This is a genomic window from Fictibacillus nanhaiensis, from assembly GCF_042686385.1.
Lineage (GTDB): Bacteria > Bacillota > Bacilli > Bacillales > Fictibacillaceae > Fictibacillus > Fictibacillus nanhaiensis.
Genome location: NZ_JBHUPF010000006.1, coordinates 2,506,202 through 2,522,916 on the forward strand (window position 1 = coordinate 2,506,202; position 16,715 = coordinate 2,522,916).

The following is a 16,715-nucleotide window of genomic DNA, read 5'->3' on the forward strand; positions in this document are numbered from 1 at the left end:
CGATTTATTTAGCATAATAGTCCCGTAATATTGAAATGACTTCACTCCTGCTAAAATTAATTGGAATCGGCTCATTATTACTCAGCATCTCTCTTACTCTTGTTCCTGATAAAGTAAGTCTGTCTTTTTCGTCATGCGGGCATGTTTTGACCGTAGCCATCGCTCCACATTTTGTGCAATAAAAACTATTCTCGAAGAAAATAGGTGTGATTCCTATCTCTTCCTTATCAAACTGAGTAAAAATATGTTGAGCCTCATAAGGACCATAAAAATTTCCTACTCCTGCATGATCTCTTCCTATAATAATATGACTGCATCCATAATTTTTTCTTATGATGGAATGAAAAATCGCTTCACGCGGACCTGCATATCTCATCGATCCAGGAAAGGCACCCAAAAGAACGCGATTTTTCGGATAATAATGTTGGAGAAGTGTTACATAGGATTTCATCCTAACTTCTGCAGATATGTCATCTTGTTTTGTTTCTCCCACTAAAGGATGTAATAAAAGCCCGTCCATCTGTTCTAGCGCAGTTTTTTGTAAATATTCATGTGCACGATGAATGGGATTTCTCGTTTGAAAGCCAACGATTTTTTCCCATCCGTTCTTTTTAAACTGTTCCCTTGTATCTTTAGGATCTAAATAATATGCAGAATCTACTTTTCGAGGAGGTTTTTTCACCAACGTAACTCGTCCGCCTACGTACCAGCTTCCTCTATTCATCACATTGTGTACCCCTGGATGCGTTTGATCCTCCGTACGATAGACCTGTCTTACTTCTATAAGTTTGTCAGGTTTATAGATATCCGTAATTTCTATTTTTCCATAGACCGTATTTTCATAAATCAGTAAAGCTTCTTGCTGCTTTATTAATTGTTTAGCCTTGTCGTCAGTAACAGGCAATGTTATAGGAACACTCCAAGGAAGTCCGTTAGACAACCTCATCCCATTTACAACACTTTCATAATCCGCTTTGTTCATAAACGAATCAAGTGGACTAAATGCACCGTTAGAAAGACATTCTAAATCAGATAAACTGATCGCATCTAATTCAATTTTTATTTGGTTTTGATTGCACTCGACATTAATAAATTGTCGATTGACTAAATTTCCACCATGAGGAAGAAGGAGCATCGATTTCACCTCAACTATTAATCAATTAGCTCTTGCTAATCATTACTAGTGTATGAAATTAAGACAAGTTTTGTGAGTGTATTTCACATTAGATGTTTTTGAATACGGTTGATTTCCATTCCAGGATACTTCGGATACTTCGCTTTCCTCTTGGTGGTGCGGTGAGCCTCCTTGGCGTAGGAGTCTCACCTGTCACCCTGATCCCGCAGGAGTCTTGCACCTTCCAATCCAATCAACTTTTCATGGGGAAGACACTATTAAATACAATTAAAAGTTTCAAATAATAATGAAGTAAATTATTTACCAAAATAACCAGTCCACTTCTTGCATAAATGAATAGAATGCTTGTATCGCACTATGACATTATCAATCATAGAGCAATTGAACTTAGGAGGAACTTTAGTGAAAGTAGGCGTTGTACTCCCCGTATATCATCAGGAAAGGGAGTATATTTTTGAATGTATAGAATCTATGGAAAAACAAACATTCCGTGATTATAAACTTGTAATCGTACTGGATGGACCTAATGATGAAACGGTCGCCTCGATAAAAGAAGCTAGCAAGCTTTTAACGATTCCATATGAGATCGTTGATAGAAAAATCAATCTTGGAATCTCTCCTACATTAAACGAGGGCTTCGAACTTCTTAAACATTGTCCTTATCTGACATGGATATCCAGTGATAACAGACACGATCCAAATTTTTTAGAGCGGTTAGTCGATACGATGGATCAAGCATCGAATGAAACGGTCTTGGTGTATTCATTTTATCGGCGTATTGATCAACATGGGACTCCAATCACTTATACAAAAGCATGGTACGAATACGTTGAGCATTTTATGACGAGAAAGAAAGAAGAGATTTTCCAGAATTGTTTCATTGGAGCATCTTTCTTGTTTACGAGTGAAGCTTTTTCAAAAGCTGGAGGCTATCGCCAAGATTTCCCTAACGTACAAGATCATGATTTTTGGATTCGTTTGCTTCAGCATGGCGACTTTGTACTGCTTCGTGAATATATTATGGAATATCGCTTTAATGGGCGTTTTGCACTTACAACGAACATTCCACCTGAACAGCTAACGATGGAAAGTATGGCTAGCAGTATTGATATTCAAAAACGGATCGGAAGGAATCCAAAAGTAAGTATTCTTCTTTATTCACATAACCATGTTAAAACAATAGATCATGCATTAAACAGCATTCTTCAACAAACCCTGAGCGATTTTCAGATAGTTGTAGTGGATGACGGTTCAACCGATTTAACTCCTGATTCTATTCATATAACTCACGACTACAGAATGATTCCATTGCTGCTAAATCATCGAGGAAAAACCGAATCCGTTGAAATCGCTTTAGATTATTGCATCGGAGAATATATTCTTTTTATGACCGGTGAAGACTGGCTTGACCCACAAGCGCTCGAACAGATGGTGTTAAAGATGGAATCCTTACCTTCTGAAACAGATATGTTGGTAACGAATCATAAAATTTGGTACGAACGTCGAAATCGATTGTCTCCAGGACCAATTATAAAAGGTACTCGGTATGTTCATTTTTCGTTAGACAAAACCATTCAACCATACGCAATAATGTATCGATTAAATTCTCTTCATAAAAGCTTGAGTGGCGTCTCAAACGATCAAGTTGAAACACACTTTTATAGCCAGCATATTAAACCTGGAAATACGTATTGGATGAATATGGCTCTATACCATAAACGAATAAGATAAAGAAACAGCGTCCCCATCACAATTAGGGACGCTGTTTTTAGTGGATTCATTTGTTATATTAACTAATTGATCTGTAGTAAGAAAGAATTTGTTTAATTGAAATTTCTAAAGGGTAACTTCTTTTCCAATGAAGTTCTTGCATCAGCTTCGAGTTCATGACTTCAGGTCTTTTATCTGGAGAAGCGGCAGTCTCTAAAATAATAAGTTTTTCTTTCGTTAGCGTTTGAAAGATATCAGCGACCTCTAACAATGATGTCATCTTACCTGATCCCATTTCGTAGGTCATTTTCTTAGACCCTTTCTTTAAAAGAACTTCATAAGCAGATATGGCATCTCTAACATCTAAGAACTCCCGCTCGTTTTCAAGATGGCTGATGCTGATAGCACTGTTATTACCAGACGATTCCATCTGAATAATACGGTTTGCTAAAAAAGAAACGAAACCAGGTGATCTGCCTGGTCCGATTAAATTACATGGTTTTGCAACCATAACTTGAAGATCGAATAGATGTGCCCATTCCGTCACAAGTTCTTCTTGATGTTTTTTACTCACACCATACGGATGATTGATTCCTGAAAGTGCTGAACTTACAATAACTGTTCGGCATGATGGAACTGCTTTCCGCATTGCCTCTAGCAAATAAAGGGTACCGAGTACGTTGGCTTCAATTGTTGATACAGGATCATTCCATGATTGGGGTACAGAATTCACACCTGCCAAATGTAAACAGAAGTGAGGCTTAAACGTGTTAAAGATCTCGCAAACTTTTTCTTTGTCTAGAAGATCACATGTTACTGAACGCACCTTCAAATTAGATACCGAACTCCTTGAAATCCCTATTACTTCATATCCTTTATCAACAAAATGTTGACACGCATGAATTCCTGTAAATCCTGCTGCACCCGTAATTACTATCCTTTTTTTCATTTCAACCAATCTTTTAAATCTTTTACCTGTTTTTCGTAAGATGCCACTTTAAATTCAGAATCCAACCTCGTGTTAAAGAGCGTTCGATCTAAACGTGGTTCGGTATGCGGAATAATGTCAACGTCATCCTTTTGATAGACATCCTTGATAATCTTCAATAGTTCATACTTCGAAAGAACCTCTGGTGCGGTTAGGTGGTAGAGCCCTGTAATCGGATTACTAATGGTATGATCTATGAATTTAGCAAGTTCTAGCGTTGTGACACCGTTCCATTTCACATGAGTAAAACCTTTGATGGTTCCCTTCTGATGAATAAACCAATGAAATAGACCGATACCATTCTTAAGCTCAGGACCAATAATAGAGGTTCGAATCGTTAAATGTGGTTGTGTTTTTATTTCTCCGAGCTGTTTCGTTTTCGCGTACATCGTCAACCCATCTGGTACAGATTCCTCATTGTAGTTGCCTTGGTGTCCGCTGAACACACAATCTGTACTAATATGAATCAGTTTTCCTCCATAAACATTGAGCTGATTTGCTAACTCGTGTGGGAGTAAACTATTAACCAGGATCGCTTCTCTTTGATGGATGGCAGCATACTCATTTAAAAGACCTATGCAGTTAATAATTAGATTTGGCTTGTGACGCTGCACAACTTGAGCAATCTGCGTTAAGTTCGTTGCGTCAAGCTGAATATGACCTTCCGTCCCGTCTCTAGAAGTCAGAAGGAGCTTGTGTGTTGTCTTTGTTTTGAAATAGGAGGCGATCATATGACCAGCCATCCCATTCGCCCCTAATATCATGATTTTCAAGACAGAAATCCACCTTCAACAAGCATCTTATGAATCTCTTCTTTCGTCATGAGATCCGTCTCGGAACTATAACTCTCAAGCTCTACTTTTTCATATGAGGCATAGTGTTGATTTAATCCTTCAATATCAATTGTAGGTAGAATAACGAAATATTCGTTATCAAAGAGTACGGTTGTTGCACTTTCGTATTCAGATAAAAGGATCTCATGCAGCTTCTCTCCTGGACGTTTTCCAAGTTCGATCATTTTTACGCCTTTTTCTCCCGAAGCATCAATTAGAACTTGTGCTAGATCTGTAATCTTGCACGTAGGCATCTTCATAACAAAGATCTCACCACCAACACTTTCATAAGTGGCTTTAAATAATAGACTGATCGCTTCTTCTAAGGTTAAAAAGAAACGTGTCATTTCAAAGTCAGTGATGCCCACTTGTCCTTTGTTCTTGATCTGACTTTTAAAAACATGAATAACACTGCCATTCGTACCTAAAACATTTCCACCTCTTACACAAACAAATCGTGTATGTTTACTTAAAAGGTTTGCATGGATGATTAATTTTTCACCGATCGCTTTCGTCATTCCGTAAAGATTAGAAGGATTCGCTGCTTTGTCAGTTGAAATATAGATCACTTTCGTTACCTTATGATGAATGGCTGTTTCGATTACGTTTTGTGTTCCTTGAATATTACTTTTTAATGCCTCATAAGGTTGAAGCTCACAGATCGGCACATGCTTTAATGCTGCAAGATGATAGATATAATCTATACCTTCACTCGCTCTCATTAAGGAATCTTTATCTCTAATATCACCAATCATAAAGGTAAGCTTGGGATTATAATCAAACTGTCTTTGCATCGCTACTTGACTTGCCTCATTACGCGAGAGAACAATGATCTCTTTAGGTTCTTTTGGCAGAAGCTGTTTGACTAGCTCATGACCCCAAGATCCCGTGCCCCCCGTAATTAAAATTCTTTTATTAAACAATACTATTTCCTCCTAAAATAAACTTTACGACTCGATCTGAAACATCTAAATCTCCATAGCCTTCGGGGATGGACCATTGCTTCTTCTGATTTGTCATTACTTTTACAGAAGCCAAGATCTGTTGTGCTGAAACACCTGATACACAATTGCTGCCGCACTCAACGGTTTCTGGCCGTTCGGTACTATTTCTCATCGTTACAGTCGGTACTTGGAACAAACAACACTCCTCTTGAACGGTCCCGCTATCTGTTAGTGCACAAAATGCGTGCTTTTCTAACTTGACAAAGTCAAAAAATCCAAAGGGTTCATGAAACTGTATGAACGGATGCATCTGTAACGTACTGGTCTCTAGAATTCTTGATTTCGTACGTGGATGAATGGAACAGATGATTGGCATGTTAAAATGTTCAGCAACTAAATTTAAACCTGTTAATATTTCTTTTAAATGAACATGATTGTCCACGTTCTCAGCACGATGGGCAGTGACTAACATATACTTTCCTTTTGAAACATTTAATTTTTCTAGAATTTTGCTATTATCAATCTGTTCTTCAAATTGAGTTAACACTTCATAGATCGGGTTACCTGATACCATGATCCGGTTAACAGGAACACCTTCTCTTATTAAGTTCTCTCTGCTGTATTTGGTATACGGCAGATTAAAGCTAGAGATGGCGTCAATTACTTTTCTGTTTTTTTCTTCTGGTACATTTAGGTCAAAACATCGATTACCCGCTTCCATATGAACGACCGGTATGTTCAACCTTTCTGTAACAATAGAAGAAAGAGCGCTGTTCGTGTCACCTAGAACCAAAACCTTGTCAGGCTTTTCGTGTAACAAGATCTTCTCTAGCTCTGAAAACAGATGTGCAATTTGATTTCCGAAAGAAAATTGTTGTTTCATTAAAATATAGTCTGGCTTTCTGAGTTGAAACTCTTGGAAAAACACATCATTTAATGAAGGTGTAAAATTTTGTCCCGTATGAATCAAAACATGTTGATCTGCTAATTGATCTAATTTTTTGATGATCAAACTTAGCCGAATAATCTCTGGACGTGTTCCAAGAATGGTTACTATTTTCAATGAAACTCTCCTTCCATAATTAAATTAATACTTTATATTAAATTATGATTGTATTCCCGATGTGGACTAGACCCCTACCCTGTTCATAAAAAAAAGGCGGCTATTTAACCTACCTTATTTAACAACTTTTCAGGATGTTCATATGATGGCTTATAAGGTAAAAAGGAGCTATCAAATGACAAAATCAAAAATTCTCTTTGTCTTTTATTTACCAAGCGGCGGAATGGAAACCCTAAACCGTCAACGCTGTAAAGCACTACAAAACTATGATATTGAATGCCATCTGCTTTATTTACAAAATGGAACCGGCATGCAGAATATTTCTTTGATTCCTACTTATGTAACTAATACTGATGCTGAGATTAAGAAAATCCTATCCAAAAACTTTGATGCAATCTTTGTTAGCTCTGACATGTATATGCTAAAAAGAATTCGTGATCTAGGTTACAAAGGAAAATTAATCTATGAAATTCAAGGATTAGGTAGTGTGAAAACTGCGGAAAAAATTTTAACACAAGCGGTACCGTTTGTAGTAAATTATTCAAATGGCATCCTATATCCAAAGACATCACACTTAATGAGATTAATGGATACTCTTTATCCTTCTACTCCAAAACATTGTTTTCACAACTGTTTTGATAGTAAAGAATTTGGATACCGTTCTATCACTCGTATGTCATATCCGATAATTGGCTGGATTGGAAGATTAGAGCTAAATAAAAACTGGGATGAATATCTTATGTTTGCTATGCGTTTCATAAAACAGAAACCTAACACAAAATTTTGGATGTTTATTGATGATACACTTGGAAATCACCATGAGAAAGTACGATTTAATAAATTGTTAAACAGATATAAACTAACAAACGCTGTAGTCGTTCACGCCAATGTTCCTCATAAACAAATGGCGGACTATCTTTCAATTATTGGAGATAGTGGAGGATTTTTATTATCTACTTCTAAGGTTGAAGGTTTTGGCTATGCTGTTGTAGAGGCGATGAGCTGTAAATGCCCTGTTCTCACTTCAGATTCTGATGGCGTAAAGGCATTTATCACCCATAATATAACTGGGAAATTTTATAAGAATGAAAACATAGGATCAGCCGTTTTACAGGGAATTGAACTAATAGATAATCTTGAGCTTAGAAATAACATTATTTATCATGCATTAAATCACCTGTCTTTTTTTGATTTAGAAACGTATGCAAATGAATTCATTAAAATATTAAAATAAAAAAGGCTGCTAAATAGCGGCCTTTTTATTTTAATATTGTTTTAATGAAGGAAAGACTTTACTAAAGCATTCATTTTTGTTAAGTGCCGTTGAATCGTTAATTGGAGTTCTTTCCTTATCTCTATTCTGTGTTGTTTTGTTCCCATATTCTCATGCACTCTATAATGAACAAGTGCTTCTGGAAAATAATAAAAATGATAGTGAGGCAAGATCCTTAGCCAAAAATCATAATCTTGTGTGTAAAGTAAACTTTCGTCGAATAAACCAAAATCTTTGAATACGTTCATATTTAACATAACCGTACACCCGTTTATCACACATCCTCTTCGCATCCGTTTGAAAAATTGGACTTTATTTGAAAAACCCATACCTTGAGGAGGAGAAACAATGGATCCCTGATCATTAATTAAATAAAAGTTTGAATAGCTGGCCTTTGCATTGTTTTGCAACATAAAATGAAGCTGTTTTTCAATCTTAGTTGGCTGAAAAGTATCATCAGAACTAAGCCAGGCAAAATAATCTCCAGTGGAATTTTGTATACCAAAATTTAGTGCTGAAGCTGTACCACCATTTTCTTTTTTAATATAAGTAATTCTATTTAAGTATGGGATTATTTTCTCATGGTGCTTAGTAGATCCGTCATTCACTACAATAATCTCTATGTTCTGATAGGTTTGATTTATGGCACTTTCTATGGCTTGTGCAATAAATGGGCAATTGAAAAATGGGATAACTATAGTTACTTTGTTGTTCAATGAAAAGAACACCCTCCTTACCGAGTACTATTTTGTAAGAATTGTTGAATAGTGAGAACCATTTCTTTCGCTCTAATTTCAGTGGTATGTTTTTGACGTATTAGTTGTAAGCCGCTCTGGATGATTTGCTCACGATGATTGTCATTCATTAAGAAGTAGTCTAGCTTTTCTTTAAAATTTGTTTCATCTATTGCCACAAAAGTTTGACCATCAATAAAGCCTAGGTCTATTAATTCATCTGAAGCTGGAGCAGCTAGCAATGTTCCACAAGCTAGTACTTCAAAGTACTTTAGTAGAGGGAAATGATGAATAGAATCACAAGTTAGAAAGATTTTAGCTCTACTTATGGTTGTAGCGTAACTTTCACCAGCTATACCCTTTCCTGCTATTCCGTATCCTGGGTGAGAATAATAAACAAACCTAGGATCACTTTTTAATTGTTGAAGAAGATAATGGCGAAAAGGATAGATGTGTGAAAATGTAGCTCCCATTAGTAAGAGCGGAATCTCTTTAGGTATTGAATATGGTTGGAATATCCCCTCAGGCACATGATGCGGAAACCAAACAAACCGGTTGATATGGTCTGGCAGCCACCTATTAAAAGCCTCACGGTAATGGCAAAAAATCAGCGCAGGTTTTTCTTCGTGAATTAAAACATTTCTTTTTGATAATTTATAATGAAGATCATGCATCAATGTGCCATGTGGTATCGACAAATTTTTTAATCCTCTTATAAATGGCCGATACTCAGGTTTATAATCATTTAAAAGAATGAAATCAGGTTTAATAGAAAGTTGATCTAGTATAAATTTAATGTCGCCATCATGTTGCCAAGTTATGAGATTAGTAAGTTTAGCGAGTTCTTGTTCTAAATAAAAACTGCTTCGTTCCAGTTGCTGTGAACGGTCCTTAGTAATAAATAGGAGGTTAATCTTCCTCATTTCTCTCTCCCTTCAAATTAAATAACTCCACGCTTAAGCGTGGAGTTACATTTTAATCTACAGCTCAACCAATAGAATTTTGTCTAATGATACGTAAGAACGAGTAGCACCTGCTGAACCTGCTTGTGTAAATACTACAAAGTCTCCCCCAACTTCTAGCACTCTTACGCCTGTTAAATCAGGTGTACCTGCTGGTTGGTTTGAATTAATCAGAAATACTTCTGAAATCAATTGTTGAGATTCTAAAAGCAGAACAAAAAGAAAACGGTAAGGACCAAAATAATTTGACATTGTTAATAAACACTCCTTTAACACTTTGGGCATTTAATAAGCCCTACTTTAATATATTCTTTTCGTTCATATTGGTTTGGACAAACGTCTTCCTTTTAAAAAATGGACTATTCGAGTAAATGCCCATTTAAAGTAAAAATGGTTTAATACCCCATTCCATTTCGTACAAACATCCATATAGTATAGTAACCTGATAACTGAGAGAAATCAGGTACATGTATCTATTTCAAAGGAGGAAATACATTGAGTTTATTTAATAATGGCTCATGTTGTGGCAATGGCAATACAGCTGGCACAACGAAATCTAAGTGCGGTGGCTGTGTGTGTGAACTTTTGAACCAGCTTGCTAACGCTAGAATGAACGGTAACTTCTGTACAATGGGACAGCAGCAAGTAGTTCAACTTGTACTAAAAGGTGCTTCAGAACCGTTGAGTGTAGCACCAGGTCAAGCAACTGACTTTACTGTTGTAAGTTTCGACCCTGAAACTTGCTGTGCAGTCTTTTCATTCCGTCAAACTGGTAACGAAACACGCACAATCGTACTAGATTGTCGTTGCATCTGTGCAATCATTTGTGTTCCAGAACGCAATGGCGGCGCACCAACAGCACTGTAATCCACTTCACTCTCCACTAGGCTGAAGAGTAAAGGATACAGCCACAACTTAAAATAGGACTGATGAGAATAGGATACAGTCCGAGACATGAAAAAACCCCGAATCCCATTGAGAGCATTCGGGGTTTTGTCTATTTATTTTTATTAGCGTGCAATCGTGTTATAACCACTGTCCACGTGAAGAATCTCACCTGTAATCCCACGAGCTAAGTCACTCATCAAGAACAATGCAGCATCGCCAACTTCTTCTTGCGTATTTGCTTTACGGAGTGGTGATTTTTCTTCAATTTCTTTTAATACAGAGTTGAAGTCACCAATTCCTTTAGCAGCAAGCGTACGGATCGGTCCAGCTGAAATGGCGTTAACACGGATGCCATCTTTCCCAACGTCACTTGCAAGATACTTAACACTTGCGTCTAGTGAAGCTTTTGCCACTCCCATAACGTTGTAGTTCGAAACCACTCTTTCTCCACCAAGGTATGTTAGCGTTACGATGCTTCCGCCTTCTGTCATAAGAGGACGAGCTTCTTTTACTACTGCAGTTAGTGAATACGATGAAATATTATGTGCAAGTAGGAAGCCTTCACGCGTTGTGTTTAAGTATTCGCCTTTTAACTCTTCTGTGTTAGCAAAAGCGATACAATGAGCAAGACCGTGAATCACGCCAACCTCTTCTTTTAATGTAGCAAAAGTCTTTTTAATTTCCTCATCGTTCGTAATATCACATGGAAGAACGATTGAGTCATTTCTTCCTAGTGATTCTGCTAGATCGCGAACGTTCTTCTCTAATCTTTCGCCTGCATATGTAAATACTAGGCGGGCACCTGCATTTGAAAGAGATTGCGCAATTCCCCAAGCAATACTCCTCTTATTCGCAACACCCATTACGACAAACGTTTTGTTTTCTAGTGAAAGTTGATACATATAAAGATTCCTCCCCATCGTTCTGTTCATTTTTTATTTATTAGTATTTGTTATTAGTACCAAGTCCTAATTAGTATAACAGAAGCAGAGAGGATTTTCACTATTAACCTTTACTAGTCTGGATATCTTTCACTTCATAACCGCATGAATCACAGCGATAGATCACATTTTGATTCGACTGAGCGATTAAGACCTCTTGGTTTAAATCATGATCTTTTCCGCATTTTGGACAATGTACAACGGGCATCATATTGTTTCAACTCCCTATTTTTATTATTCTTAGCATGCTCTTTTTTCTAGTAAATTAGGCTAAATCTTTTAATTGCAAACAAAAAAGTACTGGCTCTCTCAGCCAGTACTTTTTTTATCTAACCTAATATTTGCCTCATTTGCAGCACTTGTTCCTTACTACCCGTGACAACCATTTTGTCACCTAATAGAATCTCCGTGTCACCGTGCGGAACAATCGACTCTTTTCCTCGGTAGATCCGAACGATAATGCTATCACCAAGGAAAGGAAAGTTTCTTAAAGCGGTTCTGTGGTAGGCACTGTTTTCAACAAGAATTTCATTTAGACTATTATCTGACGTTGTAAGGATATCCACAACCGCTGGATTCTCTATTAACGCTTTTAGTAACACTTGAGAAGAAAAGTATACAGAATATACTTCAATTCCTTTGTCTTTCAGTGCATCTCTCTTTAATGGATTCTCAATTCGAGCGACGACTCGTTCTACACCTTCCTCTTTTGCGACCAAAGCAAGGTTTTCATTTGTTTCATCGCTTCCTGTTGCCAGCACAATAATATCTGTATCAAAAACTCTTTCTTCGATTAATGTTGTTGTTTCGTAATCATCCAATTCTTGAATTTTAAAGCTATCCAATTGTTTTTGATCCTTTTCTTCTTGTTTCGTATGATATAAACGATACTCAAACCGTGATTGATCGAGCTCTGATATTAACGGTAGCGTAAACTGATTCGCTCCAACAAATACAAGCTGTTCTTTCCCCGCTTCTTGTTCCTCTTTTTTAGGAAACAGCTTTTTAAAGAAAATAGGTGTAATGATTGCGCTAATAACAGCAGTTAAGATCAATGCGGATGAAGTACGGGCATCGATTACATTGATTCGTTCACCAATCTTTGCAGCTGCAATCACCAATGAAAGTGTAGATGTTAATAAGAACCCTGCAGCCGTTACCGTTTTCCAGTCGTACCATTTTCTAAGGTAAAGAATAGGTAGAAACTTAGAAATAAGCAATGCGATCAATAATAACGGGATGAGCGCTAATGCTTTAGGATCTGCGAAAATGGAACGAATATCGAGCTCCACCCCTACCATTACGAAAAAGATAGGAATTAAAAATCCATAACCAAATGAATCGAGTTTATGAACAAGTTGTTTGTTTGGTGAAAGAAGAGAAACGAGAACGCCTGCTAAGAAAGCACCTAATATGTTCTCAGCTCCTACGGATTCAGAAAGTCCGACCAAGACGATAATCAACGTGAATACCGCTCTTGTATCTAACTGTATGGTTCCTTTTGACATCGTATCTAAAAACGAACGATTCCTCATCTGTTTTCCGATAAAGTACAAAAGAATACCCGCTCCAAACAGAATAAGTAACAACCACATTCTGCTCGGATCTCCCGATTCCATTGAAACAAAGAGAGCAAGAAGAATCATGGTTACGAGATCTGCAATTACTGCGACAAGTAAGATGATCTGACCAATCGTCGTTTTAGAAAGCTTTTCTTCTTTTAACGTGGGTACGACTACTCCTAGTGAGATGGTCGAGATCACAAGTGTCATAAAGAACGCACTCTCAGTAAACCCACCCCAAACAAATAGAAGTGATAATCCATACGACAGGATGAGTATGAAGAGAAAGATGATACTTGAAACAACAAGTCGATTCGGTTCTTTCTTTTCTTTCTTTTTCTTAGAATTAGATTCACCTGCAAAGATACTAAAATCAATCTCAAGACCACTTAAAAACATTAAGAAAATAAAGCCAAGTACGGATAAGATCTCAAGCCATGCGTCAGAATGAACGACATCAAAACCGCTCTTCCCTAGAATAATTCCTACAATAATTTCAGCTACGACTACGGGTATGACCCGCAACCGAAATTTGTTTAGCAGAATAGGAACAAAAAATGCTGTAAGAATGACTAATACTAATGAAGTAAACGATGCATGTTCTTCCATAAAACCTCCGTCGTTTCTTTAGATTATTGGTTTACTATAGTAAAGCAGAAAAAGAAATGTCAAACGATTATACTCAAAATGATTTGCAAACCCACTGTTTTTAGGTAAGATAATACATGTTATTGTTTTACTTTAAGGAGTCGATCCACATGCAAAATAACCACAAGTCACCATGGCAGCAACTCGATTACAATCTTTTGTTTCTATTGTTCTTAATGGTCATCACGAGCTGTGTTGCCATCTATAGCGCGCAGATGATGGATCAATACGGCAGCAACTTCGTCATAAAGCAACTCGTTTGGTACTTTATCGGTGGAATCGCTGTAGTAGGCGTTATGGTATTAGATTTCGATCAGTTTAGAAAATTATCTTGGTACGTATATGGATTTGGTATCCTTTTACTGCTTGGTATTCTGGTCGCTCCTGAGAGCATCGTTCCAAATATCAATGGTGCGCAGAGCTGGTACAGATTCGGTCCTTTCGCATTGCAGCCTTCCGAACTTGTAAAAGTAGCTCTTGTTATTGCCATCGCCAATACCATTGCTACTCATAATGAGAAGTATATCGTTCGTTCTTTGCATGAAGACCTTTTATTGCTAGGAAAAATTGCTTTAATCGCTGGTTTCCCTACACTTTTAGTTTTGATGCAGCCTGACTTAGGTACGAGTCTTGTATTTATGGCGATTACAGGTAGTCTTTTACTCGTATCTGGTATCAGATGGAGAATCATTGTTATCCTTATTCTTTCCTTTATCTTGTTCATATCAATCCTAGTTTGGATATATTTTACCTTTCCACAATTTTTTGTGGATCACATTCTTGATCAATATCAGCTTAATCGTTTCTATGCTTGGCTTGAGCCTTATGAACATAAAGATGCAGGATATCATACTAGAAATGCATTACTTGCGATCGGTAGTGGGATGCTCTTCGGAAAAGGCTTTACAGAAGGTTCAGTTTATCTTCCGGAAGCACAGACTGATTTTATCTTCTCCATCATTGGTGAGGAATTTGGTTTCTTCGGAACAAGTATCGTTATCTCCCTATTCTTCTTGATGGTTTACAGAATGATCAATACCGCTTTAGAGAGTAATGAAGCTTTTGGAAGTTATTTATGCGCAGGCGTAATTGGCATGCTAACTTTCCAGGTGTTTCAAAACATTGGTATGAACATTCAAGTTATGCCAATCACAGGTATTCCCCTACCGTTTATCAGTTACGGAGGAAGTTCGATTCTTGCTTACATGATCGCCTTTGGCCTCGTTCTAAATGTTCGGTCGAGGACCACTAAATATATGTTTGAATAGCACCTGATATTATCAGGTGTTTTTCTTTTGTCTTTGAAGTATCCTAATGATTATGAGGTGATCCATTTGAAATTTGATATTATAGGTGACATTCATGGATGTTATGAGGAATACAAAGAGCTTGTAAAGCAATTAGGATATGAGTGGAATAACCATTTACCTGTACATAAGGATGATCGAAAACTCGTATTTTTAGGTGATTTGATGGACAGAGGACCAGAATCATTAAAAGTGATGGAGCATGTTTATGAACTTGTACAAAATGATCTAGCCCTATACTCACCAGGCAATCACTGTAACAAGCTGTATCGATATTTTTTAGGGCGTAACGTTCAGGTTCAACATGGACTTGAAACAACAGTTGCAGAACTTAACGCGCTCTCACCTGCTGAAAGACAAAGTGTCAGAGAACATTTCTGTACCCTTTATGAAAATGCTCCACTTTATCTGCATCTCGATCACGGGAAGTTAGTCGTTGCTCATGCTGGAATTAGAGAAGATTATGTTGGGCAATATCATAACAAAGTGAAAACTTTTGTCTTATATGGAGATATTACGGGGAAGTCAAATCCTGATGGGACCCCTGTACGAAGAGATTGGGCAAAAAAACATTCTGGAAAAATCACTATTGTTTATGGCCATACCCCTGTTGAAGAAGTTCGTCATATTCATAACACTTGGAACATTGATACAGGATGCGTCTTCGGTGGAAAGTTAAGCGCGCTTCGATATCCTGAAATGGAGACAATAAGCGTCCCTTCAAGCTTGCCCTTTGTCCCTGAAAAATTCCGGACTTTCCACGATTAAAATAAAGGAGTGCTCAGCCTTTAAGCCGCACTCCTCATTTACGTGATTCTGATTTGATTTCATCGGTGTTTCCAAAGTTGTTGCATATCTGTAGGTAAATCTGCAACTAACAAGATGCGTTCTCCTGTAAAGGGGTGGATGAATGAGGTTTTCTCACTATGCAAAGCCTGACGCTCAATCATTTCTAATTTCCCGCCATACAAATCATCTCCGAGTAAAGGGTGGCCAATCGAAGACATATGTACTCGAATTTGATGTGTTCTTCCTGTTTCTAATCGTAAGGAGACAACAGAAAAGTTTAAATGCTCTACAAAATCCAGCTTTTCGTAATGAGTAATCGAGCGTTGACCATCCTCACTTATCATTCTTTCAATGATGCTCTCTGGATTTCTAGCAATCGGTTGGTCGATCGTTCCTCTTTCTTCCTTCAATTCACCATGCACAAAAGCAATATATTCCCTCTTTATGACTTTATCTTTTTGCTGTGTAGACATGAGTGAATGTGCGAAACGATGTTTTGCTATTAATACGATACCTGAAGTATCTTTATCCAATCGGTTTACCGCATGAAACGTACTAGGTATATCGTTTATTTGATAATGGTATAGGATGGCTGAAGCCAGTGAACCATTCGGTTGATAAAGGGATGGTATGGTTGGCATACCGGCGGGTTTAAGAACTGCAATAAAATGAGGATCTTCATAAATAATATCTAAAGAGATATTTTCTGCTTCCATTGAAGAGCTTTTCTTTTCAGGCGGAAACCATACAGTAACCTCGTCACCACTATTAAGCATCGTCCTTACAGTTACTTCTTTTTTGTTCACAAAAAGAGCGCCGCCGTGAAACTTAATATCGGTCAGCGCTGCTTTAGAAATCTGTTTCGACTTTAAATACTCCCTTAAAAGGACGGGAGCTTCTTCATTTTGTACAACCCATGTAAATGTGAATGTATTCAT

17 protein-coding genes are annotated in these 16,715 nt (G+C 37.4%); 5 read left to right on the forward strand and 12 right to left on the reverse strand.

Annotated elements, in window-relative coordinates:
* Nucleotides 1–4: 4 nt before the first annotated feature.
* Nucleotides 5–1,135: a sulfate adenylyltransferase gene (gene sat / locus ACFS5O_RS16465; protein ID WP_205725975.1), complete on the reverse strand. Its 1,131-nt coding sequence runs from the start codon at nt 1,133–1,135 to the stop codon at nt 5–7.
* Between the two features lie 402 nt (nt 1,136–1,537).
* On the opposite strand from sat, the gene ACFS5O_RS16470 reads away from it, so the two are divergent.
* Entirely contained in the window at nt 1,538–2,866 is a 1,329-nt protein-coding gene (locus tag ACFS5O_RS16470; RefSeq protein WP_205725974.1) for a glycosyltransferase family 2 protein, read from the forward strand.
* Nucleotides 2,867–2,924: 58 nt separating this feature from the next.
* On the opposite strand, the gene ACFS5O_RS16475 is transcribed toward ACFS5O_RS16470, so the two are convergent.
* Genes ACFS5O_RS16475 through wecB form a run of 4 tightly spaced genes read right to left on the reverse strand, consistent with a single transcriptional unit; the run spans nt 2,925 to nt 6,673 of the window.
* Nucleotides 2,925–3,794 (reverse strand): NAD-dependent epimerase/dehydratase family protein, encoded by an 870-nt coding sequence (locus tag ACFS5O_RS16475; RefSeq protein ID WP_205725973.1) that lies wholly within the window; start codon nt 3,792–3,794, stop codon nt 2,925–2,927.
* Entirely contained in the window at nt 3,791–4,597 is an 807-nt protein-coding gene (locus ACFS5O_RS16480) for a dTDP-4-dehydrorhamnose reductase family protein (protein ID WP_318300272.1), read from the reverse strand. The genes ACFS5O_RS16475 and ACFS5O_RS16480 overlap by 4 nt, the downstream gene beginning before the upstream one ends.
* Nucleotides 4,598–4,602: 5 nt before the next feature.
* Nucleotides 4,603–5,589 carry a polysaccharide biosynthesis protein gene (locus ACFS5O_RS16485; protein WP_137789835.1) on the reverse strand — a complete coding sequence of 329 codons (987 nt, stop codon included), beginning with the start codon at nt 5,587–5,589 and terminating at the stop codon, nt 4,603–4,605.
* On the reverse strand, nt 5,582–6,673 hold the full coding sequence (gene wecB / locus ACFS5O_RS16490; protein ID WP_205725971.1) for a non-hydrolyzing UDP-N-acetylglucosamine 2-epimerase: 1,092 nt from the start codon (nt 6,671–6,673) through the stop codon (nt 5,582–5,584). Before wecB ends, ACFS5O_RS16485 begins: the two co-directional genes overlap by 8 nt.
* A 175-nt stretch (nt 6,674–6,848) precedes the next feature.
* Here wecB and ACFS5O_RS16495 point away from each other — a divergent pair, with 175 nt between their 5' ends.
* On the forward strand, nt 6,849–7,907 hold the full coding sequence (locus ACFS5O_RS16495) for a glycosyltransferase family 4 protein (RefSeq protein ID WP_205725970.1): 1,059 nt from the start codon (nt 6,849–6,851) through the stop codon (nt 7,905–7,907).
* Nucleotides 7,908–7,948: 41 nt separating this feature from the next.
* Here the strand turns inward: ACFS5O_RS16495 and ACFS5O_RS16500 are convergent, their stop codons facing one another.
* From ACFS5O_RS16500 to ACFS5O_RS16510, 3 genes are read right to left on the reverse strand one after another with little or no spacing between them, the layout of a single operon-like run.
* Nucleotides 7,949–8,662, reverse strand: coding sequence for a glycosyltransferase (locus tag ACFS5O_RS16500; protein WP_205725969.1), 714 nt, complete (start codon nt 8,660–8,662; stop codon nt 7,949–7,951).
* A gap of 17 nt (nt 8,663–8,679) precedes the next feature.
* Nucleotides 8,680–9,603 (reverse strand): glycosyltransferase, encoded by a 924-nt coding sequence (locus ACFS5O_RS16505; RefSeq protein WP_205725968.1) that lies wholly within the window; start codon nt 9,601–9,603, stop codon nt 8,680–8,682.
* A 57-nt stretch (nt 9,604–9,660) separates the two neighbouring features.
* The gene (locus ACFS5O_RS16510) at nt 9,661–9,894 is read right to left on the reverse strand and encodes a hypothetical protein (RefSeq protein ID WP_205725967.1); all 234 of its coding nucleotides are present in this window, start codon (nt 9,892–9,894) and stop codon (nt 9,661–9,663) included.
* Nucleotides 9,895–10,137: 243 nt separating this feature from the next.
* Between ACFS5O_RS16510 and ACFS5O_RS16515 the strand changes: the two genes are divergently transcribed.
* Entirely contained in the window at nt 10,138–10,509 is a 372-nt protein-coding gene (locus ACFS5O_RS16515; protein WP_205725966.1) for a hypothetical protein, read from the forward strand.
* A gap of 143 nt (nt 10,510–10,652) precedes the next feature.
* Here ACFS5O_RS16515 and fabI read toward each other — a convergent pair whose 3' ends face one another.
* The 3 genes from fabI to ACFS5O_RS16530 form a co-directional block, all read right to left on the reverse strand.
* Nucleotides 10,653–11,432, reverse strand: coding sequence for an enoyl-ACP reductase FabI (fabI, locus tag ACFS5O_RS16520; protein WP_066393169.1), 780 nt, complete (start codon nt 11,430–11,432; stop codon nt 10,653–10,655).
* 103 nt (nt 11,433–11,535) lie between these two features.
* Entirely contained in the window at nt 11,536–11,682 is a 147-nt protein-coding gene (locus ACFS5O_RS16525) for a hypothetical protein (RefSeq protein WP_205725965.1), read from the reverse strand.
* Nucleotides 11,683–11,800: 118 nt separating this feature from the next.
* Complete coding sequence (locus ACFS5O_RS16530) at nt 11,801–13,642, reverse strand: monovalent cation:proton antiporter family protein (protein ID WP_205725964.1); 1,842 nt, start codon at nt 13,640–13,642, stop codon at nt 11,801–11,803.
* 149 nt (nt 13,643–13,791) lie between these two features.
* Here ACFS5O_RS16530 and ACFS5O_RS16535 point away from each other — a divergent pair, with 149 nt between their 5' ends.
* Entirely contained in the window at nt 13,792–14,949 is a 1,158-nt protein-coding gene (locus ACFS5O_RS16535; protein ID WP_137789844.1) for an FtsW/RodA/SpoVE family cell cycle protein, read from the forward strand.
* A 66-nt stretch (nt 14,950–15,015) separates the two neighbouring features.
* Nucleotides 15,016–15,756: a bis(5'-nucleosyl)-tetraphosphatase PrpE gene (prpE, locus tag ACFS5O_RS16540; protein WP_205725963.1), complete on the forward strand. Its 741-nt coding sequence runs from the start codon at nt 15,016–15,018 to the stop codon at nt 15,754–15,756.
* A 59-nt stretch (nt 15,757–15,815) separates the two neighbouring features.
* Here prpE and ACFS5O_RS16545 read toward each other — a convergent pair whose 3' ends face one another.
* Nucleotides 15,816–16,715, reverse strand: a complete 900-nt coding sequence (locus tag ACFS5O_RS16545; protein WP_205725962.1) for an RluA family pseudouridine synthase — start codon at nt 16,713–16,715, stop codon at nt 15,816–15,818.

What these genes read in the sequence shown, in the direction of transcription:
- sat (WP_205725975.1), bottom strand. Translation starts at nt 1,135, where the DNA reads ATGCTCCTTCTTCCTCATGGTGGAAATTTAGTCAATCGACAATTTATT.
- ACFS5O_RS16475 (WP_205725973.1), bottom strand. Translation starts at nt 3,794, where the DNA reads ATGAAAAAAAGGATAGTAATTACGGGTGCAGCAGGATTTACAGGAATT.
- ACFS5O_RS16480 (WP_318300272.1), bottom strand. Translation starts at nt 4,597, where the DNA reads ATGATATTAGGGGCGAATGGGATGGCTGGTCATATGATCGCCTCCTAT.
- ACFS5O_RS16495 (WP_205725970.1), top strand. Translation starts at nt 6,849, where the DNA reads ATGACAAAATCAAAAATTCTCTTTGTCTTTTATTTACCAAGCGGCGGA.
- ACFS5O_RS16505 (WP_205725968.1), bottom strand. Translation starts at nt 9,603, where the DNA reads ATGAGGAAGATTAACCTCCTATTTATTACTAAGGACCGTTCACAGCAA.
- ACFS5O_RS16510 (WP_205725967.1), bottom strand. Translation starts at nt 9,894, where the DNA reads ATGTCAAATTATTTTGGTCCTTACCGTTTTCTTTTTGTTCTGCTTTTA.
- fabI (WP_066393169.1), bottom strand. Translation starts at nt 11,432, where the DNA reads ATGTATCAACTTTCACTAGAAAACAAAACGTTTGTCGTAATGGGTGTT.
- ACFS5O_RS16525 (WP_205725965.1), bottom strand. Translation starts at nt 11,682, where the DNA reads ATGATGCCCGTTGTACATTGTCCAAAATGCGGAAAAGATCATGATTTA.
- ACFS5O_RS16530 (WP_205725964.1), bottom strand. Translation starts at nt 13,642, where the DNA reads ATGGAAGAACATGCATCGTTTACTTCATTAGTATTAGTCATTCTTACA.
- ACFS5O_RS16535 (WP_137789844.1), top strand. Translation starts at nt 13,792, where the DNA reads ATGCAAAATAACCACAAGTCACCATGGCAGCAACTCGATTACAATCTT.
- ACFS5O_RS16545 (WP_205725962.1), bottom strand. Translation starts at nt 16,715, where the DNA reads ATGAATACATTCACATTTACATGGGTTGTACAAAATGAAGAAGCTCCC.